General features: G+C 68.6%; 19 protein-coding genes. 8 read left to right on the plus strand and 11 right to left on the minus strand.

Annotation, left to right across the window (positions count from 1 at the left end; all coding sequences use genetic code 11):
* Positions 1 to 92: 92 nt before the first annotated feature.
* From KUV62_RS15025 to KUV62_RS15035, 3 genes are read left to right on the plus strand one after another with little or no spacing between them, the layout of a single operon-like run.
* The gene (locus KUV62_RS15025) at positions 93 to 1,724 is read left to right on the plus strand and encodes a gamma-glutamyltransferase family protein (protein ID WP_222604534.1); all 1,632 of its coding nucleotides are present in this window, start codon (positions 93 to 95) and stop codon (positions 1,722 to 1,724) included.
* 3 nt (positions 1,725 to 1,727) lie between these two features.
* A complete protein-coding gene (locus KUV62_RS15030) occupies positions 1,728 to 3,140 on the plus strand; it encodes an amidase family protein (protein ID WP_222604535.1) in 1,413 nt (470 codons plus the stop codon).
* Between the two features lie 46 nt (positions 3,141 to 3,186).
* On the plus strand, positions 3,187 to 3,873 hold the full coding sequence (locus KUV62_RS15035; RefSeq protein WP_222604536.1) for a GntR family transcriptional regulator: 687 nt from the start codon (positions 3,187 to 3,189) through the stop codon (positions 3,871 to 3,873).
* Positions 3,874 to 3,970: 97 nt separating this feature from the next.
* Here KUV62_RS15035 and KUV62_RS15040 read toward each other — a convergent pair whose 3' ends face one another.
* Positions 3,971 to 5,446 carry an amidase gene (locus KUV62_RS15040; RefSeq protein WP_222604537.1) on the minus strand — a complete coding sequence of 492 codons (1,476 nt, stop codon included), beginning with the start codon at positions 5,444 to 5,446 and terminating at the stop codon, positions 3,971 to 3,973.
* A gap of 552 nt (positions 5,447 to 5,998) precedes the next feature.
* On the opposite strand from KUV62_RS15040, the gene KUV62_RS15045 reads away from it, so the two are divergent.
* Positions 5,999 to 7,540, plus strand: coding sequence for a hypothetical protein (locus KUV62_RS15045; RefSeq protein WP_222604538.1), 1,542 nt, complete (start codon positions 5,999 to 6,001; stop codon positions 7,538 to 7,540).
* Between the two features lie 116 nt (positions 7,541 to 7,656).
* On the plus strand, positions 7,657 to 8,712 hold the full coding sequence (locus KUV62_RS15050; protein WP_222604539.1) for an AI-2E family transporter: 1,056 nt from the start codon (positions 7,657 to 7,659) through the stop codon (positions 8,710 to 8,712).
* A gap of 210 nt (positions 8,713 to 8,922) precedes the next feature.
* Here the strand turns inward: KUV62_RS15050 and KUV62_RS15055 are convergent, their stop codons facing one another.
* Positions 8,923 to 10,704 (minus strand): SLC13 family permease, encoded by a 1,782-nt coding sequence (locus KUV62_RS15055; protein WP_222604540.1) that lies wholly within the window; start codon positions 10,702 to 10,704, stop codon positions 8,923 to 8,925.
* A gap of 529 nt (positions 10,705 to 11,233) precedes the next feature.
* On the opposite strand from KUV62_RS15055, the gene KUV62_RS15060 reads away from it, so the two are divergent.
* Complete coding sequence (locus KUV62_RS15060; RefSeq protein ID WP_222604541.1) at positions 11,234 to 12,685, plus strand: aldehyde dehydrogenase family protein; 1,452 nt, start codon at positions 11,234 to 11,236, stop codon at positions 12,683 to 12,685.
* A 96-nt stretch (positions 12,686 to 12,781) separates the two neighbouring features.
* On the opposite strand, the gene KUV62_RS15065 is transcribed toward KUV62_RS15060, so the two are convergent.
* Both KUV62_RS15065 and yghX read right to left on the minus strand, forming a co-directional pair.
* Complete coding sequence (locus KUV62_RS15065) at positions 12,782 to 13,276, minus strand: cytochrome b (protein WP_222604542.1); 495 nt, start codon at positions 13,274 to 13,276, stop codon at positions 12,782 to 12,784.
* A gap of 20 nt (positions 13,277 to 13,296) precedes the next feature.
* Entirely contained in the window at positions 13,297 to 14,190 is an 894-nt protein-coding gene (yghX, locus tag KUV62_RS15070) for a YghX family hydrolase (protein ID WP_222604543.1), read from the minus strand.
* Between the two features lie 527 nt (positions 14,191 to 14,717).
* On the opposite strand from yghX, the gene KUV62_RS15075 reads away from it, so the two are divergent.
* Together KUV62_RS15075 and KUV62_RS15080 are read left to right on the plus strand one after the other, a co-directional pair.
* Positions 14,718 to 15,206 carry a twin-arginine translocation pathway signal gene (locus KUV62_RS15075; protein WP_222604544.1) on the plus strand — a complete coding sequence of 163 codons (489 nt, stop codon included), beginning with the start codon at positions 14,718 to 14,720 and terminating at the stop codon, positions 15,204 to 15,206.
* A gap of 116 nt (positions 15,207 to 15,322) precedes the next feature.
* On the plus strand, positions 15,323 to 15,838 hold the full coding sequence (locus KUV62_RS15080) for a ferric reductase-like transmembrane domain-containing protein (protein ID WP_261395705.1): 516 nt from the start codon (positions 15,323 to 15,325) through the stop codon (positions 15,836 to 15,838).
* 263 nt (positions 15,839 to 16,101) lie between these two features.
* Here KUV62_RS15080 and KUV62_RS15085 read toward each other — a convergent pair whose 3' ends face one another.
* From KUV62_RS15085 to KUV62_RS15115, 7 genes are all read right to left on the minus strand, one after another.
* Complete coding sequence (locus KUV62_RS15085) at positions 16,102 to 17,106, minus strand: ABC transporter ATP-binding protein (RefSeq protein ID WP_261395681.1); 1,005 nt, start codon at positions 17,104 to 17,106, stop codon at positions 16,102 to 16,104.
* Complete coding sequence (locus tag KUV62_RS15090) at positions 17,103 to 18,077, minus strand: ABC transporter ATP-binding protein (RefSeq protein WP_222604546.1); 975 nt, start codon at positions 18,075 to 18,077, stop codon at positions 17,103 to 17,105. The genes KUV62_RS15085 and KUV62_RS15090 overlap by 4 nt, the downstream gene beginning before the upstream one ends.
* A gap of 5 nt (positions 18,078 to 18,082) precedes the next feature.
* On the minus strand, positions 18,083 to 18,955 hold the full coding sequence (locus KUV62_RS15095; RefSeq protein WP_222604547.1) for an ABC transporter permease: 873 nt from the start codon (positions 18,953 to 18,955) through the stop codon (positions 18,083 to 18,085).
* A complete protein-coding gene (locus tag KUV62_RS15100) occupies positions 18,955 to 19,875 on the minus strand; it encodes an ABC transporter permease (protein ID WP_222604548.1) in 921 nt (306 codons plus the stop codon). Before KUV62_RS15100 ends, KUV62_RS15095 begins: the two co-directional genes overlap by 1 nt.
* 74 nt (positions 19,876 to 19,949) lie before the next feature.
* Positions 19,950 to 21,479 carry an ABC transporter substrate-binding protein gene (locus KUV62_RS15105; RefSeq protein ID WP_222604549.1) on the minus strand — a complete coding sequence of 510 codons (1,530 nt, stop codon included), beginning with the start codon at positions 21,477 to 21,479 and terminating at the stop codon, positions 19,950 to 19,952.
* A gap of 52 nt (positions 21,480 to 21,531) precedes the next feature.
* Positions 21,532 to 22,146: an RraA family protein gene (locus KUV62_RS15110; protein WP_222604550.1), complete on the minus strand. Its 615-nt coding sequence runs from the start codon at positions 22,144 to 22,146 to the stop codon at positions 21,532 to 21,534.
* Positions 22,147 to 22,252: 106 nt separating this feature from the next.
* On the minus strand, positions 22,253 to 22,597 hold the full coding sequence (locus tag KUV62_RS15115) for a RidA family protein (RefSeq protein WP_222604551.1): 345 nt from the start codon (positions 22,595 to 22,597) through the stop codon (positions 22,253 to 22,255).
* Positions 22,598 to 22,641: the final 44 nt, after the last annotated feature.

Genomic DNA, 22,641 nt, shown 5'->3' on the forward strand with positions numbered 1-22,641 from the left:
GGGCCAAGGCGCGGCATTCCCGCGACAATCGACGAATACCAGCGTGGCACCGGGACCGGAGCGCCGCGCGACACACTGGCACGAGAAGACCCATGACACAGACCATCACCGACATCCGCTCCCCGAACCTCTCGCGGCGGATCTTGCGATCCAAACCCGCGACAAGCAGCGAGGGCGGTGTCGTCGTCTCGCAGAACCGGCAGGCGGCGCAGATCGGCAGCGACATCCTCGCCCGTGGCGGCAGCGCGGTCGACGCGGCCATCGCGGTCTCCTTCGCCATTGGCGTTCTCGAGCCCTGGATGAGCGGTCTTGGCGGCGTCGGCGCGATGCTGGTCAAGCCGCTGGGAGAGGCAGTGACGGCGATCGACGCGGGTGCGCGCTCGCCGGCATCACTCGATCCGACGGATTTCCCACTCGTCGAGGGCAAGGACGCGGATCTCTTCGGCTGGCCCAACGTGCTCAAGGATCGCAATGTGATCGGTGCGAAGTCGATCTGCATCCCGGGGCTGCTGCGCGGGCTTCAGGTGGCGCATGAACGCTTCGGGCGGCTGCCCTGGGCGGAGCTGGTGGCGCCCGCCATCGCGCTGGCCGAGGCCGGGCCCATCGTCGACGCGCAGACCACCGCCTGGATCGCGCAGGACATGGCGCGGCTGTCGCGCAACCCGGCCTGCGCCGGGATTTTCCTGCCCGGCGGCCTGCCGCTGGCGAGTCCCGCGGCGGTGAGCGGCAAGGTCGCGCGGATAACCAACCCGGCGCTCGTCCCGACGCTCAAGACCATCGCCGAGCAGGGGCCGTCGGCGCTCTATGAGGGGCCGATCGCCGAGGCGCTGGCCGAGGATGTCCAGGCGCTTGGCGGTTATCTCTCCCGAGAGGATCTCTCCGGGTTCGAGGCGGTGCACGCCGAGGCGGCTTCCGAGCCCTACCGCGATCACACCCTGCACCTGGTGCCCGAGCTCAATGGCGGCGTAACCGTTGCGCTGGCCCTGCGCACGCTCGCGGCGCGGGCCAAGCCGGTCTCCGAAGTACCGAGCCCGGAGGATGTCTTGGCCGCCTGCGATGCGCTCGACGCCGCTTGGTCGCATCGCTTTTCGGTTCTGGGGGACGGCGCAGAGCGCCGGCTGCCCTCCTGCACGACGCATTTCAGCGTCGTCGACCGTGACGGCATGACCGTCTCGCTGACCCAGACGCTGCTGTCGCTCTTCGGCTCCGGCGTGGTCTCGCCGCAGACCGGGATCCTGCTCAACAACGGCGTCAACTGGTTCGACCCGCGCCCCGGCCGGGTCAATGCGCTGGCGCCCGGCAAGAAGGCGCTGGCGAATTACGCGCCGATGATGATGAGCGGCCCCGGCGAGGACGTGGTCGCGCTCGGTGGCTCGGGCGGGCGCAAGATCCTGCCCGCGGTCTACCAGGCGCTGATCCACATTGCGGATTACGGCTTCTCGCTCGAAGACGCCATCGCGGCCCCGCGCTTCGACAGCTCCGCGCCGCCGACCGTGGTGGCCGACGCCCGGCTCGGAGACGAGATCATCGCGACGCTGGCGTCGAAATACCCGGTGGTGCTGGCCGAGCGCATGGATCACCCGAACCATTTCACCACTCTCGGCGCGGTGCGGCACCTCGGCGCGCGCAACGAGGGCATGGCCGAGCCCTGGCACCCCTGGGCAGACGCGGTCGCGGAGGGAGAGCCGCTGTTCCCCGAAACCGGCGCTTACAGGAAAGACTGACACATGACACCGACCGATCCGCTCTGGAGCCTTCCCGCAACCCAGATCGCGGCGCTTGTGCGCAGCGGGGCGGTCAGCGCGACCGAGGTCGCCGCCGCCGCGCTCGAGCGCCTCGAGGCGGTCAACCCGGCGATCAACGCCGTGGTGGAGTATCGCCCGGACGAGGTTCTCGCCGCCGCCAGCCGCATCGACACCATGATCGCGGCGGGTGAGGATCCGGGGCACCTGGCCGGGGTGCCGGTGACCATCAAGGTCAATGCCGATCAGGCGGGCTATGCGACGACCAACGGCCTGACCTCGCAGGCCGGCCTGATCGCCAAGACCGACAGCCCCTTCGTGGCCAGCATGCTGCGCGCCGGCGCGCTGCCTCTGGGGCGCACCAACATGCCCTGTTTCGGCTACCGGTGGTTCACCAACAATCTCGTCCACGGCCACACCTACAATCCGCGCAACCGGGCCCTGACGCCGGGGGGCTCCTCGGGCGGGGCAGGGGCCGCGGCAGCGGCGGGGATCGGCGCCATCGCGCATGGCACCGACATCGCCGGCTCGATCCGCTACCCGGCCTATGCCTGCGGCATTCACGGCCTGCGCCCGAGCCTCGGGCGGGTGCCGGCCTACAATGCCTCGAGCCCGGACCGTCCGGTCGGGGCGCAGCTGATGGCGGTCTCCGGGCCGCTGGCGCGGACGGTGGCGGATCTGCGGCTCGGCTTCGAGGTGATGGCGGGGCCAGATCCGCGCGATCCGTGGTCGGTTCCGGTGCCGCTGACGGGGCCTGCGGTGGCCCGGCGCGCGGCGCTTTGCCTGCGCCCCGATGGCATGGAGACAGCGCCCGAACTGGAGGCGGAGCTGCGCGCCGCGGCGGAGAAGCTGCGCGATGCCGGCTGGCAGGTCGACGAGCTCGACAGCCTGCCGCCGATCGCCGACGCGGTCACGGTGCAGCTCACGCTCTGGATGGGAGACGGTTACGAGGCGCAGGTCGCCGCCGCCGAAGCCGAGGGCGATCCCGGCGCCATCGCCGCGCTGCGCGGCCAGCGCCGCCTGGCCGAGCAGATCGACAAGGAGGCCTTCTCGCGCGCGCTGATCTCGCGCATCGGAATCGCCCGCGCCTGGGCGGAATTCCTCGAGCGCTACCCGGTCGTGCTGCTGCCGCCCTCGGCGGACCTGCCCTTTGCCGACAATCTTGACCTGAAAGGGGAGGCCGACTATCAGCGCGTCTGGACATCTCAGATGGCGATGATCGGCTTGCCGGTCGGGGGCATGCCGTCGCTCTGCCTCGCGACGGGTGCGACGGAAGACGGCACGCCGCTCGGGATCCAGCTGGTCTCCGCGCGCTACCGCGAAGATGTGGTGCTGGATGCGGCGGAGGCGATCGAGGCCCGCGGGGCGCGGGTGAGCATCGCGACGCCGCTCGACTGATCGCGGTGAGGGCGGGGCCGGCGGCGGCCCCGAGGGGAGGACGAGGATGAGCATCAACAAGCTGCGCCCGGTGCAAAGACAATCCACCGAGGCGCTGGTGACGGAGCATCTTCGCGATTTCATCCTCTCGGGCGATGTCGCTCCCGGTGGCCGGCTGACCGAGAATGCGCTTGCCGAACAGCTTGGCGTTGCCCGCTCGACCGTCCGCATGGGGCTGCAACGGCTCGCGGTCGAGGGCATCGTGGTGCAGATCCCCTATACCGGCTGGGAGGTCGCCTCGCTCAGCGCCGAGGATGTCTGGGAGCTCTGGACCCTGCGCGGCAGCCTCGAGAGCCTGGCGTCGCGCCTCGCGGCGGGCCGTTCCGAGCCTGAGGTTTACGATGCGCTCGAAGCGGCGTTTGCGGCGCTCGAGGCGGCCTGCGCCAGCGGCGACCGGCGTCGGATGAACGAGGCGGATTTCGCGCTGCACCGTGCCATCGTCGACAGCGCCGGCCACAAGCGCCTCGCGACACAGTACCGGCTCGTCGAGCAGCAGGTGCGGCTCTTCATCGCCACCAGCAACGAGCACGTGGCCTCCGGCCCGGAAGACATCATCGCACAGCACGCGCCACTGATCGCGGCGCTTCGGGCGCGCGATCCGGAAGCGGCCGCGGGTGCTGCGTGGGAGCACGACCAGAGCGAGGGCGCCCGCCTGATGCAATGGCTCGAGCGCCGAGACGGCGCCGACAGCTAGCGCGGCGCTGTCCCGTCAGGAGGCGGCTGAGAGCCGAGCGGCCGGCCTAGCGTCTTGTTCTATTCGCCGCCGGCGCTGCAGGAACTTTCCCTTGCCATCAGAGCCGCGTGACGTGCACGGCTGGCAGCTCGCCCGACATCCATTTTCCCTCCACCGCGCGCTCGACCTGCGCCGCGAGCTGCAGCAGCAGCCCGTCGGCGCCCTGCGCCGCCTGCGCCTGGATCCCGAGCGGCAGCCCGTTGGCGTGGCGCCCCATTGGCAGCGAAATCGCGGGCGTGCCGCAGAGATTGTTCAGCGGGGTGTAGGCGAAGAAGCCCCAGAGGTTCTCGAACCAGTCGAGCGCCGAGGCGGTGTCGGTGGTGGTGAGATACTCGGTGGTGCCGATGGGCGGGGTTTCCCGCGCAGTGACCGGCGTCAGGATGATGTCCCAGGTCTCGTGGAAGGCACCGAAGGCGCGGGCGGTCTCGTTGAAGTCGAGCTGCATCCGGGTGCGGTCACTGTAGCTGGCGTCGATGCCCTGCTCCCAGATCCGCCTGTTCATCGGCTCGATCAGCGCCTCCGGCGGGGTCTCGAGGCCACGCGACTTCAGCAGCGCGTCCACGGTCTGGGCAAAATTGGTGATGTAGCAGGTGGTTTGCGCCGCGTAGGCGCGGGCGAAATCGACCGTCGGCGCCAGCCACTCGACATGATGCCCGAGCCCTTCCAGCAGCTTCGCGGCCTTCTCGAGCTCCGCGGCGATATGCGGCGTGGCGCGGTAGGGGCCCCATTCATGCGAGACGGCGATGCGAAGTGGCCTGGGATCGCGGGTGATCTGCTCGGTAAAGGGCGTGTCCGGCATCCAGTAGGGCATGAACTCGCCCGGCGCCCCGCCGCGGCAGGCGTCGACGAAGGTGGCGGTGTCGCGCACGGTGCGGCTGATGCAGCCCTGGGTCGAGACCACCGAGGTGAAATCCGAGCCGTAGGGCGCGATGGAAAACGTCCCGCGCGACGACTTGAGCCCGATCGCGCCGCAGGTGCCGGCGGGAATGCGGATCGAGCCGCCGCCGTCGGTGCCGTGGGCGAGCGGCAGCACGCCCGCGCCGACCATCACCGCCGAGCCGGCGGAGGAGCCGCAGCTGGTGAAGTCGGTGTCCCACGGGTTGCGCGTGACATAGACCGCCGGGTTCTCGGCGGAGGAACAGCAGCCGAATTCCGGCGTGGTGCTGCGCCCGATGATGTTGAGCCCCGCCGCCTTCATCTTGGTGACGAGAAACGAATCCGCCTCGGGGCGGTTGCCCTGCATGAACAGCGAACCCTGTTCCTGCAGCCGCCCGGCCATCGTCGGTCCGAGATCCTTGAGCAGGAAGGGCAGGCCGGCGAAAGGCCCGTCCGGCGCGGCCCCGTTGGCGACCGGATCGGCCACCGCATCGTCGAAGATCTCGATCACGCCGCAGACCGCGCCGTTGACCCCGGCAATGCCCTCTGCCGCCTGCGCGGCGATCTCGGAGGCGCTCAGCTCCTTGCGGCGCAGCCGCTCTGCGAGGGCCACGCCATCATGGCTGAACCATTCCTCCCAACTCATGACCTGTGACATGGCGCGATCCTTCCCGTGCGAGCCGCTGACCGGTTGGCCGCGAAGACGGCGCCGGTCTGGTGGTTTACGAGCGTCACCTTGGTGGGCTCGGCCGCAATGTGCAATCTCGGGCGCGCCGTCCCGGGGCCTTGCGGCACGCCTGCCGCTTCTTTCGGCAGGTGCCCCAAGAGCGGCGGGTCCCGTTCTCCGAGGAGGTGACCTGCGGGTCGCTGCGTGGGTGCATCGCCCGGCCTCAGGTGCCGGTGTCGAACCCGCGCTGGCGGTCCTGCTGCGCGGCGTGCGGGTGTGACCGACGCGCCGGAGCGAAAGGTCGCAGGCAATTCGGCTGACGACGCGATGAAAGGCGATCGCATTGAGAGTTTTCTTGCTAAGGTTGGGAGGGCTGCAGGGGCGGCCTTTGTCGGCGGCCTCGAGCAGCGCGCAAGGAAGGAACGGTGCAACATGGTTGGCTCCTGCGGTGACAAACGACCAACGGGACGCGGCGCCCCGACAGGCCCGCGAGGGCCTCGCGCAGAGCAGGGCGCGCCCCTCCGGAAACGGATCGCGGATCGGATGCGGCGCTTTGCCGTGCTCGCGCTCAGCGCCTTGGCGGTCGCGTCCTGTAACGGGACGCAGGAGGAGGTCTTCGCCTTCGACGCGGTCGATCTCGGTGCCCCGGTCCCGCCGGAGACCTATGCCGGCGACGTGCAGTTCCGTGTCTCCCAGAGCCTTGAGGGCCGCGATGGCGAAGTGCCCTTCGGCCTCTACCTCGGGCTGCGCCCGACCGGGGAGACGCGGCTCGGCCTCAACGCGCTCGCCGATCTGCGCGGGATCCAATCGGTCTTGCCCGAGCGTCTGTCGGGCCCCATCGATCCGTCGTGCAATCTCGGGCTGACGGTCGATTTCATCGGCAGCGAGGCGCAGGGCGATACGGTGCGGGCCGGGGCGTCGGTCCGGGCGTCGCTCTACCGCTGCAAGGCGAAGGGAAGCGCCGAGGAGCAGCGCGGGTGGCGGATGATCTCGCAGACCATCGACGCGGCGGCGCAGGCCCGTGCCGAGCTTGACGGCAATTGCATCCGGCTCAGCCTGACCGGGCTCGATCTGAAGCCGCGCGGCCTGCTTGGCGGGCTGGCGACTCTGTTTGGCCTGACCGAGAAGGTCCGGGCCGCCTTCCTCGAGGAGACCGCCCGGGTGCTCGAGGCCAACCCGATCTGCCCCGACCCTCCTGCGCCGGTCTCGTTCTTCGAGCCGCAGTTCGAGGCGCTCGGGATCGAGGAGATCGGCGGCGGCGGCATCGGCGCCGGGCTCAAGGGCAGCGCCGACATGAGCGCCGAGACGCTGCTCGACACGCTCGCCTGGGCCGGCGAGAAGACGGCGGGCCGCGACGCGTCGCTGCGGTTCACGGGGCGCGAGGGCAAGGCGGTCGGTCTGTCGCTGGAAGACAGCCTGACGCTGGCCGAAACCGAGATCGACTACGGCATCACGCTGCAGCTTTCGCCGGCCTCGTCCACGCGCATCGGCATCGACGCCCTGCTCGATCTGCGCGATATCCAGAGCCGCCTGCCGGCGCTGCTCGAAGGCCGGCTCGTCACCGACAATTGCGGCGGGCGCATCGAGATCGAGTCGTTTGAAACCGAGGCCAGTGACACAACGGTGCTCGCGCGCAGCGCGCTGAAGATGGAGAGCTACGAGTGCATTCGGTCCGGCCCGGGCAGCTGGGAGCGCGGCGCACTCGAGGAGACCAAGCAGGCCAACGTCCTGGCGCATGTCTCGGCCGAGCTGGTCGATCAATGCGTGGTCTTCCGTCTGCTCGATCTCGAGCGCGACCCGCCCGGGGCGCTCGGCCAGATCCAGACCGGCAGCGGCCGGCTCGCGGCCGCGCGCGCGCTGGTCTTCGAGGCCATCGAGCTCGTTCTGGAGGAAAGCGCGCTCTGCCCAACGCTGGGTCCGGTGCTGGCGACCTTGCAGCCGCATTTCGCCTACGGGGCGCCGCAGGAGATCGGCGAGGGCGGCGCGGGCATCGCCATGCAGGGCTCGATCGATCTGAGCCCGGCAACCGTCGTCAAGCTTCTGACCCTGTTCCAGACCGAAGGCCTGCTGCCGCCTGCGCCCTAGACCACGGGCGCGCGAGCAGTGGCCATGCGCACAGATTGGCTTGGCCGCGCGCCTCGCCGCCTCTAACATCGCCGAAGCGCCGCCGGTGCGGAGCGCTGAGGAACCGAAAGCAGAGCATGACATCACCACAGGTCGTCACCCCGGACTGGTTCAAGATCATCGTCGGCCTGCCACTGGTGATCGCGCTGCTGTATTTCGGACGCGACCTGCTGAAGCTGCTTGCGGTGGCCTTCCTGATCTTCGTGCTGGCCACCGCCTTCACCGACCGGATCGGCCGGATCTCGATCGGCGGCACCGCGATCTCGGGCTGGAAGGCCAAGGCGCTCGCGCTGATCATCTTCATCACGACGATCTGGCTCTTCACCGTCATCTCCTCCGCAGCAGCGGAGGAAATCGTCGATGCCTTTCCGAGATACCAGGAGCGCCTCGGGGCACTGCTGGTGCAGATCGAAACGCTGATTGGGCCGCGCGCCGCCGAGGCGATGCAGCAGGCCGTGGCGGAGCTGCAGGTCGGCTCGCTGCTGGTGTTCCTGGCTGGCGGGCTGATCGGCAGCATGGCGCAGGCCTCGCTGCTGACACTCTATTTCCTGTTCCTGCTGGTCGAGCGCTCGGATTGGCAGAAGAAGATCAGGTTGCTGTCCTCGCCCGATCCGCAGGGCGCGGATTTCGCGGTGATCGTCAAGCGCGCGGCGACCGGCATCAAGGACTACATGTGGGTCAACGCCGTCACCAGCGCGATGAGCGGGACGGTGGCCTATGTCGTCTTCCGCCTGATCGGGCTGGATTTCGCGGCCTTCCTCGCGATCCTGATCTTCTTCGTCGGCTTCATCCCCAATATCGGTGCCTTCATCGGCATCCTGCTGCCCTCGCTGGTGGCGCTGGCGCAGTTCGACAGCCTGTGGCCCTTTGTCGGAGTGATCGTGCTCTACGGTGGCGCGGATCAGCTCATCAGCAATGTGGTCACGCCGATGATGCAGGGCAAGTCGCTCAACATGAGCACCTTCATGATCACCGTGTCGCTGGTGTTCTGGTCGCTGCTCTGGGGCGGGCTGGGCGCGTTCCTCGCGGTGCCGCTGACGGTGATCGTCATGGTCGTCGCATCCGAGATGCCCAGCCTGCGCTGGCTGGCGGTCCTGCTCTCGCGCGACGGCCAGATCGACCAGCACCGCTAGCGGGTGGTCTGCCTGCTGGGCAGGGTGGGGGCGTGGGAGATCCCCGGCGGGCATCGCGTTTCGTGGCAGGGCCGTGGGCCGATGCTCCTGGTCGGCGGTTAGGTCTGACCGGCGGGCGCGCGCCGGAGCGACGCGCGACCGAAAGACCTCCTCGGCCTTCCCGAAAGGCTCGCGAGAGACGGCGCGCCGCGACCGCGCCCTGTGCCGGGCCTAGCCGTAGAGCCAGAGGATGCCGCCACAGGCGGTGAGCGCGGCCACGAGGTTCATCGCGAGCCCGATCTTCAGGAAGTCCGAGAAGCGGTAGTTCCCGGCGCCGTAGACCAGCGTGTTGGTCTGGTAGCCGATCGGCGTCGCGAAGCTCGCCGAGGCGCCGAACATCACAGCCATCGTCAGCGCCCGGGGATCGAGCCCGGTGCTCTCGGCCAGTCCGATGGCGATCGGGGTGAAGACCACGGCGACGGCGTTGTTGGTCACTGTCTCGGTCAGCAGCGAGGCCAGCAGGTAGACCGCCAGCAGCGCGAAATAGGGAGGAAGCCCGCTGATCGGCGGTGACAGCCAGCCGACCAGAAGGTCGACCGCGCCGGTGTTCTGCAGCGCAAGCCCGACCACCAGCATGGCGAAGATCAGCACGAGGATTGCGCCGTCGACCGCGCCCCAGGCCTCATCGGCATCAATGCAGCGCAGCATCAGGATGGCCGCCACGGCGAGGATCGACAGCGTCGCGATGTCGAGCCACCCGAGCGCCGCCAGCCCGACCACCGCCGCCAGCGCCGCCAGCACCAGCGGCGCCCGGCCACGGCGGAAGGCGCGGCCGGTGGGGCGGCTGATCGAGACCAGCTGGGCCTCGTCCTCGAGGCTCTCGAAGGCGTTGGCCGGGCCTTCGAGCAGCAGCTTGTCGGCCGGGCGCAGGCGGACGCTGCCGAGATCCGGGCCCGGAATGTGCTCGTGCCGATGCGCCCCCAGCACCCGCACCCCGAAGCGGCGGCCCAGCGACATGCTGCGCAGGCTGCGCCCGAGGCTCGGTTTGCGGGGCGAGACGATGACCTCGACAGTGACCAGCTCGGCGTCGGTCTGCTCGCCGCGCCGCAGGCCGATCTTGAGCGCGGGGTCGTCATGCAGGGTCAGCAGCTCCGAGGTCGGTGCGCGGAAGATCACGGTGTCGCCGGTCTCGAGCACTTGCTCCGCGAGCGGGCCTGGCAGGGGCTGGCCCTTGCGGCGCAGGCCGGTGACCTTGATGCCGCCGCGGTTGAACGGCGCGACCTCGGCCAGCGGCTTGCCGGCATGGCTGTCATCGGTCAGCACCGCTTCCGAGAGGAAGGTGGTCTCGCCCAGCATCTGGTCTGGGTCGCTGGCCTCGCGGTCGGGCAGCAGCCAACGCCCGAGAATGGCGAGGGTCACGCCGCCGGCGATGGCCACGAGGATGCCCACCGGGGTGATTTCGAAGATGCGGAACGGCTCCAGCCCCTGACCGCGCGCCACGCCATCGACCAGAAGGTTTGTCGAGGTGCCGATCAGCGTGCAGGTGCCGCCGAGGATGGCGACGTAGCTCAGAGGGATCAGCAGCCGGGTGGCGGATTTGCCGAGCGCGGCGGCGAGGCGGATGACCACCGGGATCAGCACCAGCACCACGGGGGTGTTGTTGACGAAGCCGGAGGCCGCGAGTGTGACGCCGAGGATGACCGAGAGCGCCAGCGCCGGGCGCTCCTGCGCCTGCGCGATCACCAGGTTCGAGATCGCCTCGAGCACCCCTGTCCGCACCAATGCCCCGGAGAGCACGAACATCGCCGCGATGGTCAGCGGCGCCGGGTTCGAGAACACCGACAGGAGCTCCTCGGGCCCGACATAGCCAAGCGCCACGAACAGCGCCGCAAGCCCTGCGGCCGGCACTTCCGGTGGGTAGAGCTCGAGCATGAAGAGGGCAAACAGGCCCACGATCAGCGCAAGCGAGATCAGCGCATCATAGCGCTGCATGAGGTCGAGAAAGTCTGTCATCGGTCTTCCGCCTGCTCGTCGGACATAACGTCGATCTGTTTGGAAGGTTGCGCAAGGGGGAGCGATTGTCAGGGGTGGTCTGTGGTCTGTGGTCTGTGGTCTGTGGTCTGTGGTCTGTGGTCTGTGGTCTGTGGTCTGTGGTCTGTGGTCTGTGGTCTGTGGTCTGTGGTCTGTGGTCTGTGGTCTGTGGTCTGTGGTCTGTGGTCTGTGGTCTGTGGTCTGCGCGGCGCGGGCGCGGGTCGGCCTGGCCCGCTGACGGGGCGCTTCTGCCGGCCCGCCGATGGCCGGGATCATTGCCTCCGTCTGTCGCCGCGAAGCCCTTGAGATGGTCCGGCGCAGGGCCCCGCCGCAGGCGCATCGGGCGCCGATTGACGCGTGCTTGGGCAGCGCGGCGAAGCGCCGTGCGAAGACCGCCGAAAAAGCCGCCAATCGCTTGCATCCGGTAGAGAATCCTGCTGCCACACGGCTTTCTGCAGCTGTGTTCGGGCGCCTTCGCCGAAGCTGCCCGCATCCAATGACAGGAGACACCATGCCAGGCTTCGACGCCCCGCTGCCGACGGGGCATTTCATTGCCGGTCGTACCGTGACCGCCCCCGCCGAAATCGACGTCATCTCGCCCTCCACCGGGCAACGCATCGGCGCCATCCCCCGCGCCGACGCGGCGCTGGTCGACGAGGCGGTGCAGGCGGCCCGCGCCGCCCGCGCGGCCTCGAACTGGGGCGGCATCGCGCCGCGCGAGCGGGTCCGGGCGATGCATGCCTGGGCCGACCTGATCGAAGCCGAGGCCGAGCGTCTGGCCTATCTCGAGGCGATCTGCTCGTCGCGTCCGCTGGCGCAGGCGACCACCGGCGACGTCATGGTCACCGCCGAGCAGATCCGCTTCTTCGCCGAGTTCGCCGACAAGGAAGGCGGCGATCTGGTGCCCACCGCCGACAGCGCCTTCGGCTACATCGCCGACGAGCCTTACGGTGTCATCGGGGCGATCACGCCGTGGAACTTCCCGATCTCGATGGCCGCCTGGAAGCTCGGCCCGGCGCTGGCGGCGGGCAACGCTGTGGTGCTCAAGCCTTCCGAGATGACCCCCTACACCACGCTCTACATCGCCGAGCTCTCGGTGCGCGCCGGCATCCCGGCGGGGCTGATCAACATCGTCCTGGGCGACGGGCCGGTCACCGGCACCGCGATCACCGGTCACCCGCAGATCGACAAGGTCTCCTTCACCGGCTCGACCCGCGCCGGCGCCGAGATCATGGCAAACATCGCCCGCACCGGCATCAAGCCGATGACGCTGGAACTCGGTGGCAAGAGCCCGATGGTGGTGTTTGCCGATGCCGATCTCGACCACACCGCCGAGTGCCTCGAGCGCGGCATCATCCCCAATGCCGGGCAGTTCTGCGTCGCCGGCTCGCGCATCCTCGTCGAGGAGAGCATCGCCGCGCCGCTGGCCGAGCGTCTGATCGCGCGCTTCGCCCGCCATCGCCCGGAGGATACGCTGGCCCCGGACGCAGGCTTTTCGCCGATCATCTCCGCCGGCCAGCTGTCGCGCATCGACGGCATCGTGCAGGCGGCGGTGGGCGAGGGCGCCGAGCTGCTCTGCGGCGGCGCTGCCTTCGAGCGCGAGGGTAGCTTCTACCAGCCCACGCTGATCGCCAACGTCACCCAGGACAGCCCGGCGGTGACGCAGGAGATCTTCGGCCCTGTCGCCACCTTCCAGACCTTCAAGGGCGAGGAGGAGGCGATGGCGCTGGCCACGCACCAGACCTACGGGCTTGCCGCCGGGCTCTTCACCCGCGATCTCAGCCGCGCGCTGCGCCTGTCGCGGCGGCTCGAGGCCGGGACGGTCTGGATCAACCGCTACGGCCGCACCCGCGACCACATCCTACCGACCGGCGGCTGGAAGGCCTCGGGGCTCGGCAAGGATCTCGGCCGCGAGGCCTATCTTGCCAACCGCCGGACCAAGTCCGTCCTGATCGACCTCTGACCAAGGCCCCGGCCATGATCACCGGCAATCGTGCCCCGATCCCCGGTGACGGGATCGGGGTCGGGCCGAGCGCTGTGCCCGGATTGCGCCGTTGTCTCAGGTCATGCGGCGGATCAGCCCGTCCTTCCAGACGAACTGGTGCACCAGCGCGCCGGCCACGTGGAGCCCGGCGACCCAGAGCAGCAGCGCTGTGGCGGTCTCGTGCAGCCCCGCGGCCGCGCGCAGTCCGAGGAACCACGCGGCGAGCCCCAGCACCGGCAGCGCGATGAGCAGTGCGTAGAGCATGCCGTGGGTGACGCGCGCCAGCAGCGCCGCCCAACCCGGCTCGCCCGCGGGAAGGGCGGGCACGCCGCGCTTCTGGCGCAGCACCAGCCGCCAGAGCGCCAGCGCCAGGATCAGCGCGCCGACGACGATGTGGGAGACGGAGACCACCGTATAGGCGCCGTCCGTGCCGTCGATCAGGGCATGGAACGCCCGCCCCATGCGGTCGAACAGCAGGTATTGCGCCGCGATGAGCAGCACGACCGCCCAGTGCAGCAGCTTCTGGCTGCGCGAATACTGCTCTGGCGCGGTGTCTTGCGGGGTGGTCATCGGTGGTCTCCTTCGAGGGGTCAGGTGAGGTGGGTTCGGAACCAGTCGAGCGTGCGCGACCAGGCGAGCTCGGCGGCCTCTTCGTCGTAGCGAGGGGTGGAATCGTTGTGGAAGCCGTGGTTGGCGGCTTCGTAGATATGCGCCTCGTAGGTCTTGCCGTTGGCCTCGAGCGCCTCTTGGTAGGCGGGCCAGCCGGCATTCACCCGCTCGTCGAGCTCGCCATAGTGCAGCAGGATCGGCGCCACGATCTTCGGCACGTCCTCGGCGGCGGGCTGGCGGCCGTAGAACGGCACCGCGGCGCCGAGCTCGGGATAGGCCACCGCGGCCGCGTTGGAGACGCCGCCGCCGTAGCAGAAGCCGGTGATGCCGACCTTGCCGGTGACCTCTTCCTGCGCCATCAGAAACTCGATCGCGGCGAAGAAATCGTTCATCAGCTTTTCGCCATCGACCTGCCGCTGCAGCTCGCGGCCCTCCTCGTCATTGCCGGGATAGCCGCCCATCGGTGTCAGACCGTCTGGCGCCATTGCGATGAACCCGGCCTTGGCCAGCCGCCGCGCCACGTCACGGATATAGGGATTGAGGCCGCGGTTCTCGTGCACCACGACTACGCCCGGAGCGCCCTCGACTCCGGTGGGGCGGACGTAATAGGCGCGCATCTCGCCATGGCCGTTGGGCGAGGGATAGGTGATCCACTCGGCCTTGATCTCGGGGTCGTTGAAGCTGACCTGCTCGGCCATGGCATAGTTGGGCGACATCATCCCGAGGATCGCCGCTGCGGTGAGCCCGCCCACGGCGAACTTGCCGGCGCGGTCGAGAAACTCGCGCTTGGTGATCATGCCATGGGCGTAGAAGTCGTAGAGCTCGAGCAGCTCGGGGGCGAAATCCTTGGCGGTCATGCGGGCGGTCTGGGTCATCTGGTGGTCCTCCTCTGTTGAACACGGTTCGGTGGTCGTTCCGTCGAAATTTCCGCAGGGGGGCACGGCGGAATCGAATGCCCTCCACCGGCAATTAGAACACGGCGGTGGTGAAGCGGGTGATCACGAAGGCGAAGGCGTGTGCCGGCTGTCATCTGGCCTCTGGCGAGGGCGCGCTCGGCCCCGGTCTCGAGACGGGTGGCGGCAGGGCTCAGGGTGGTCTTGTGGGGGGCGGGCCGCCGCGCCTTGGATGGTGGCCTCGTGGCATTGAGGCGCTCTCGGCTGTGCAGCAGGCGCCAGTCGTGTGCTGGTTGGGCCGGCGCAGGAGAAAGCGAGGCGCTAAGAGCAGGGTCGCGCCCGCCTGCGACTGCCCCCGACACGCCCTTGATCAAGGGATTTTTACCACGGGTCATCGTGCTCGGACCGCTGACGCTTTGGTGCCCAGGCCTCAACGCGCTACACTCTCCGAAACCCACGCAGTCGCGAGGCCGCCCTGGCGCGGACCGCGAAGACAGGGAGATGCTCGGATGACCACCACCCTCTTCACACGCCGCAGCCTGATCGCCTCGGGCGCTGCGGCCACCACCTTCGCCATCGCCGCCCGGCCCGGTCCGGCCCGCGCGCAGGGGCTGGCGCCGACGCCCTCGATGCGCGGCGGGCGCAACAATTACCGGCCCGGCGCGCCCATCGTCGAGCGCATCGGCAATGGCGGGTTCTGGATGACCGGCACCGTCAGGCGTGCTGGAGACGGGGCGCCTCTCGCCGGGCAGCGGATCCAGATCTGGGCCCACACCACCGAGGGGCACGAGCGCGACCCGCAGAGCCACGGCGCCACGCTGACCGACGCCAACGGCGTGTTCCGGCTCGAGATGCCGCAGATCGTGCCGGCATTCGGACAGCCGCACGGCCATCTCGCCTATGACAGCGGCGCGTTCGAAACGGTCTTTCTCCGCCCCCTGATGAAAAGCGCGAGGGACAAGAGCCTCGAGGCGCATTTCGTGCTGCGCCCGGTCTGAGCTGGAGGCCCGGATTGAACCCGCGTCAGGCAGAACGGCTGCGCGCCGCGCTGGTCTGGGCCGGGCTTGCGCTTGCCATCGCCGTTCCGCTGCTCGTCGCGGCCGGCAGCCCGCTTCTGGCATGGCGGCGGCCGGTCTACATCGTCGCGGGCTTTGCCGGCATCATGGCGATGGGGTTTTTGCTGTTGCAGCCACTGCTGGCCACGAGCCGCCTGCCGGGGCTGCACGGGGCGCGGGGGCGGCGCATGCACCGGCGCGCCGGAGCGGTGCTTGTCCTGTCTGTGCTGCTTCATGTCGCGGGGCTCTGGATCACCAGCCCGCCGGATGTCATCGACGCGCTGCTGTTCAGGTCCCCGACGCCGTTTTCGGCGTGGGGAGTGATCGCCATGTGGGCGCTTCTTGCCATGCAGGGCATGGCGCGGGTCAAGGTGAAGACCCGGCGCTGGCATCTGGGTCATCGCTTTCTGGCGGTGGTCGTGGTCGCCGGCAGCGTCGTGCACGCGCTTCTCATCGAGGGCACCATGGGCGCGATGTCAAAGGCGCTGCTGTGCGGCCTTGTCGTGGTGGCTTGCGGTCTGGCGGTCACACGCCACCGCATCCGCGCGCCACGATTGCAGCCGCGCAGACAGTGAGCGCCCTGTTTGCATTGCTTGTGCTGACGGAAAGGGCCGGTGCACCCGTCTTGCAGGTCGCTGCAAAGCGTCTGGATCCGAATGTCCGGCGTCACGCGCCTCGCTGAAGCGGCGCTTTGGCGCACCGCGTAGACCATGCCGCGAGATCGGGGAGAGGCGGAAGACGTGTCAGATCTCGGCCTGAAGGGCGAATCCGATTTCGCCGCTATTCTGGCGGCGTCCTGACTCTTCCCGGCCCCGCGGTCGAGCAGGCCATTGGCAACTCAGGAACACCCGCTCGGTTTCGGCTCGGCAGCCCCAACGCGGCCTTTTTGCCCTGCGATGGTGCAGCGCACGCTGCTGGCACCCAGCCTTCGCAGGGTTTGCTCGGTGGTGTGACAGCTCTCCTGAACCTCGCGGCAGCGCGGTGCGAAGCGGCAGCCGGCATAGGTTGCGAACGGGTCCGCCGGCGCGGCACCGATGAGCTGTTCCGGCATGCCGGTCTCCGGGTCGGGCAACAGCGTCGCCGCCAGAAGCGCCTTGGTGTAGGGGTGCTGCGCACCGTCGAACAGCGCGTCGGTGGGCGCCTCCTCGACCTTCTGGCCGAGATACATCACCGCCACGCGGTCGGCGAGGTGCTCGACCACGGCGAGGTTGTGGCTGACGAAGACCATCGTCAGCCCGAATTCCGATTTCAGCGACAGCAGCAGATTGATGATCTGTGCCTGCACCGAGACATCGAGCGCCGAGGTCGGCTCATCGCAGATCAGCACGCGCGGCTTCAGGATCAGGGCGCGGGCGATCGCGACCCGCTGGCGCTGGCCGCCGGAAAGCTCGCCGGGATAGGCGTCGGCCAGCCGCGCCGGCAGCCCGACGAGATCGAGCATCCGGGCGACCTCGGCTTTCACGTTCTCACCGCCATGCAGGTGCAGCGGCTGGCCGATCAGCGAGGCGATGCGTTTGACCGGGTTGAGCGAGGCGTTGGGGTTCTGAAAGACCGGCTGGATCAACCGGACGCGCTCATCCACCGACAGGGCGCCGATCTTCCGACCGGCAATTTCGACCTCGCCCCGATCCGGTTTCAAGAGCCCCAGCATGATGCTGACCGCGGTGCTCTTGCCGCAACCTGACTCGCCGACGAGGCCCACAGTTTCGCCCGCCGCGACCTCGAGCGACAGATCGTTCACGGCCACCAGCTCCTCGACCGGGGCAAAGAGTTTGCGATGCAGGCGATAGGCCTTGCGAATGCCCGTCATGCGGATCATCGGCGGGGTCTGGGATCGGGTCATGCGGCGACCTCTGCGGCTTTGTGGCATTCGACGAAGCGGCCGGGGGCGGGGGCGTGGCCGGGCACCGGGTCCTGACCGCAGATCTCCCCGGCAAAGCTGCAGCGATCCCGGAAGGCGCAGCCCTTCAGCGGTCCGACGAGCCCGGGAACACGGCCGGGAATGGCCGGCAACTCGCTGCCGCGCGGGGTCTGGCCCGGCACCGGGATCGCGGCGAGGAGGCCGCGTGTGTAGGGGTGTTGCGGCGCGCGGAAGAGATCCTTGACCGGCGCACGCTCGGCGATCCGTCCGGCATACATCACCGCCACCTCGTCGGCGATGGAGGCAACCACGCCGAGGTCATGCGTGATCAGCAGCAGCGACAGCCCGAGATCGCTCTGCAGCTCGTCCAGAAGGGCCAGGATCTGCGCCTGGATGGTGACGTCGAGCGCGGTGGTCGGCTCGTCCGCGATCAGCAGCTTGGGCCGGCCCATCAGCGCGGAGGCGATCATGATCCGCTGCCGCTGCCCGCCGGAGAAGCCGTGCGGATACTGCACCAGCCGGGCCGCGGGATTGGCGATGCCGACCCGGTCGAGCATCTCGATGGCGCGGGCGTCTGCCTCCTTGCGGCTCAGCCTCTCGGCGCGCATCACGCCCTCGGTCAGCTGTCGCCCGATGGTCAGTGTCGGGTTCAGGGTGCTGGTGGGGTCCTGAAAGATCATCGCCACGTCGCGGCCGCGCATCTTGGCGAGCCTGGCCTCGGTCCTTGCGGTCAGGTCCTGCCCCGCCATCGCGAAGCGCTCGGTGGTGACCTTCGCATAGCGCGGCAAGAGGCCAATGATCGCGGTGGCCGTCAGCGACTTGCCGCAACCGGACTCGCCCACGAGGCAGAGGGTCTTGCCCGCCGAGATCGACAGATCGACGCCGCGCACGGCGTTGAGCGTGCCCCGGTCCGTGGGAATGGACACCTGCAGGTTCTTGATATCGAGCATCATGTCGGTCATTTCCGTGCGGGCCCCGTGATATCGCGCAGGCCGTCGCCGAAGAGGTTCACCGCCAGCACCAGCAGGCACAGCGCCGAGCCGGGCAGGGCGATCAGCCAGGGGTCGAAGAGGATGTTGTCGCGCCCCTCCGAGATCATCAGCCCCCAGCTCGGTGTCGGCGGACGCACGCCCAGCCCGAGGAACGACAACGCGGCCTCCAGCAGGATCACGTTGGCCACCTCGAGCGAGACAACGACAAGGATCGTGGCGCGCATGTTGGGCAGGATCTCGAGAAACAGGATGCGTGCGCGGCTGGCCCCGATGGCGCGCAGGCCGGTGATGAACTCCTGATGCCGGAGGCTCTGGGCCGCCGCGCGGGTGACCACGGCGAAGCGATCCCAGAGCAACAGGCCCAGCACGGTGATCAACGTGGTCAGCGACGCCCCGCCAAGCGCCACTGCGGCCAGCGCGACCAGCACGATGGGCAGCGATAGGCGGGTGGTGATGGCGAAGCTGATCAGCATGTCGACCTTGCCGCCGAAATAACCCGCGAGCAGGCCCAGCGTGATGCCGATGGCACCTGAGACAAGGATGACCCCCAACCCCACTCCGAGCGAGACCCGCGCGCCATAGATCAGGCGGGACAGGTAGTCGCGGCCGAGGTGGTCGGTGCCGAGCAGGTGCTCGGGCACCGAGCGGTCATGCCAGAAGGGCGGCAGCAGGCGGCGGGTCAGGTCCTGCGCGATCGGATCATGCGGCGCGAGCACAGGCGCGAGGATCGCGATCAGCACGATCAGCGCCAGCAGCGTGCCACCGATGAGCACGCCGGTATTGCCGCGCATCTTGCGCCAGAGACCGGGGCGCGCGGTTTCCACGGGGATCTCCGACATCACGACGCCCCCCGCAGCCGTGGGTCGAGCGTCGCGTTCAGCACGTCGGCCAGCGTCGTCAGCACCACGTAGAGCAGCGACAGGATCAGGATGATCGCCTGCACCACGGGCAGGTCACTGCGCAGAAGCGACTCCCACGCGAGCCGCCCGAGGCCGTTCAGCGCAAACACGCTTTCGATCACGATGGAGCCCGAGAGCAGCTGCCCCAGCTGCACCGCCGCCAGCGAGACCAGCGGCAGGATGGCGTTGCGCAGGGCGTGGCGGGTGATCACCAGATGCATCGGCAGCCCCTTGGCGCGGGCGGCGCGCACGTAATCCGTGGCCAGCACATCGATCATACCGGAGCGGGTGATGCGCATCAGCTCGGGGATGGCGTAGTAGCTGAGCACGATCACCGGCAGGATATAGCCCTGCCAGCTCTCCGCCCCGGAGATCGGCACCATCCCGTACCAGACGCCGAAGACGACGATGGTCATGAGGCCCAGCCAGAAACTCGGGATTGCCTGACCGGAGACGGCGATCACCAGCGCGATGCGGTCGATCCAGCCATTCGGCCGCAGCGCCGCAGCGACCCCAAGAGGCACGGCGATGGCCAGCGCGACGATGAAGGAGACGAAGCCGAGCGTCAGCGTGACGCCGACCCGGTTGCCGATGATCTCGGTCACCGGCACGTTGAAATAGATGCTCTGCCCGAGGTCTCCGGTCAGCGCGCTGCCGATCCAGTCGAGATATTGCACGATCAGGGGGCGATCGAAGCCATAGGCCACACGGATCGCCTCGGCATCTTCGGCCCGACCGCCCGACCCGGCAATGGCAATCGCCGGATCGCCCGACAGGAACATCAGCCCGAAACTCAGCGCCGAGACGGTCACGCAGACCAGAAGCGCCACCAAAAGCCGTTTGGAAAGAAAGGGGAGCATGGTGCTTTTCCGAAAAACTGGGCCGGACGGCGAAGGGATCACACCGTCCGGCCCGTTGCGTTGGCAGGGTCAGCTCATTTCCAGCTGGTGGCCCACCAACGGGCGAACTCGTCCGGGTGCGGGGTGAAGTCCAGATCGTTGGCGAGGCCGTAATTGACGTTGAAGTTGTACATCGGCATCCAATATGCCTCGTCCGCGATCTTTTTCACCGCCATGGCATAGTTCTCGGCCCGCTCCTCGCGATCGGAGGAGGTGTCGGCCACGGTCAGCCACTCGGTCAGTTCCGCGTCCTGCACGAGATCGTCCGCGCCGCCGCCGAAGAAGTTGGACAGGATGAAGGCCGCGTCGCCGATGCCGTAGCTGCCCCAGTTCGAGAAGAACGCCGGAAGCTCCTTGGCGCGCCATTTGCCGACGCCCGCGGCATATTGCTGCTCGTTCAGCTCCAGCGTCACGCCGACCTTGGCAAGGTCGGCCGCCACTGCCTCGGCTGTCGGGCGCGGCATGGCGGCGAACACCATCTCCATTTCGAAGCCGTCGGCATAGCCCGCCTCGGCCAGCATCGCCTTGGCCTTCTCCGGGTCGTACTCATAGGACGTCACGTCCTGCGCGCAGCCGAACTGTGCCGGGTTGCAGGCGGTGTTCAGAACCTCGGAGGCGCCGCCCGCGAAGGCATCGACAATCGCGCCGCGATTGGTGGCGTGGATCAGGGCCTGCCGCACCTCCTTCGTCGCGATCGGCGTGTCGCCACCCATCGCCTCGGGGGCAAAGCCGATATAGCCGATGCGCATGATCGGTGCGCTGATGATCTGCACGCGGCCTTCGAGACGCTCGGCCTGATCGGGGGGAATGCGCCAGATCCAGTCGAGCGAGCCGGACATCAGCTCGGCGTATTGGGTGTTCATCTCGGGGATGGTGCGCACGGTGATCGCGTCGAGGGTCGCACCGGATTTCGGGCTGCCGGCGTAGTGATCGTCGAACCTCTCGAGCTCGTAGCGGATGCCGGGCTCCTGGCTGACGAGCTTGTAGGGTCCGGTGCCGATGGGCGTGGCCGCCATGCCGGTCGAGCCGTTCTGGGCAAAGAACTCGTGCGGATAGATCGGCAGCGCATCGGCCAGCATCTCGACCGCGCCGGCAAAGGGCTTGGACATGTTGATGCGCACCTTGTAATCGTCGAGCTTCTCGACGCTCTCGATCCAGTCGACCGAGATCGAGTAGCGGGTGCCGTATTCCGGGGTGATCACGGTGTTGAGCGTCTCGACGACGTCATCGGCGGTGAAGTCGGCGCCGTTGTGGAATTTCACGCCCTGACGAAGGGTGAATTCCATCGTCAGCGGGCCGGTGAACTCCCAGGATTCCGCCAGCGCCGGGACGATCTCGCCGGTGTCGAGGTTCTTGTAGAGCAGGCCATCATAGATGTGCCGCGCGAGGATCAGGCCTTGGCGGCCGGCGATCTTGTAGGTGTCCAGCGGCTCGGGCTCGGCGGCGAAGGCCACGTTGAGCGTGTTCGATGCCTTGTCGGCCAGCGCGGGCGTGGCAAGCGTCAGCGTGGCGCCGGTGGCCAGCGCGGCGATGCCGGTCGCGACCTTGGAGGGGAATGTTGTCATGGGTCTCTCTGTTGTGTGGGAGGTGAAGATGATCCCAGCCGGTTTTCCGGTTCTATGCGGGGTGTTTGGTCTTGCCGCCGATCTCGGCCAGCGTCTCGCCGGCCTTCAGGCGGGCCAGGATGGCGATCTCGTCGGTCTGCATCTGGCGGGCGCGCGCCGTGTGCTCTGCGGCGGTGGCGGGATCGAGCACGACGACGCCGCTCTCATCGGCCAGCACCATGTCGCCGGGGCGCACGGCGACGCCGCCGCAATTGATGGTGACATTGACCTCGCCGCCCAGTCCGCGCGGTTTTGTCGTGATCGGCGAACGGCCTCGGCACCAGACCGGGTAGCCGGCGGCGAGAATGGCGGCGCGGTCGGTGACGAAGCCGTCGATCACCGAGCCCACGATGCCACGCGCCTGCGCGGCGGCGGTGGTCACCGCGCCCCAGCAGGCGTGGCGCAGATCACCGCAGCGGTCGACCACGATGACCTGCCCGGCTTCGGCGCCGGACAGGGCCTCGACCAGCGGGCCGCCGTCATCGCCCGCCATCCGCACGGTCAGCGCCGGGCCGTACACGCGCGCCTCGAGGGTGAGCCCTTGGATGGACGGCGCCATGAAGCCGGTTTCGAGGAAATGCCCCAGTGTCGCGGTTTCGATATCCGAGAGCTCGAGTGGTGCTGACATGCGCTGTCCTGACGTTGCGTGGCTTCGGGCCAGCAAGCCGCAGGAGGGGACCGGGCGCAAATAGCCGGAGGTTATGACTGGCATAACCTCCGGGCAAGAAAGCGGATCAGACCGCCGCCGTGACGATGAATTCCACCTTGTAGTCGGGGGTCGCCAGCTTGGCTTCGCCACAGGCGCGCGCCGCCGGGTTGGCGGGATCGATCCATGCGTCGTAGACCGCGTTCATGTCTTGGAAATCGGCCATATCCGCAAGCCAGATGATGACCTGCAGGAGCTTGGACTTGTCCGTCCCGGCCTCTTGCAGCAGCGCATCGATCGCGGCGAGGCAATCGCCGGTCTGGGTGGCCACATCGGCGCCGGGGGTCCCGACCTGACCGGCGAGGTAGACGGTGCCGTTGTGGATGACGGCCTGGCTCATGCGGGGGCCGGGATGGAGGCGTGTGATGCTCATGGATCTTCCTTTTCGATGAATTTCTTGGCAACCATATTCAACCA

This window comes from Salipiger bermudensis (assembly GCF_019801965.1).
Taxonomy (GTDB): Bacteria; Pseudomonadota; Alphaproteobacteria; order Rhodobacterales; family Rhodobacteraceae; genus Salipiger; species Salipiger bermudensis_A.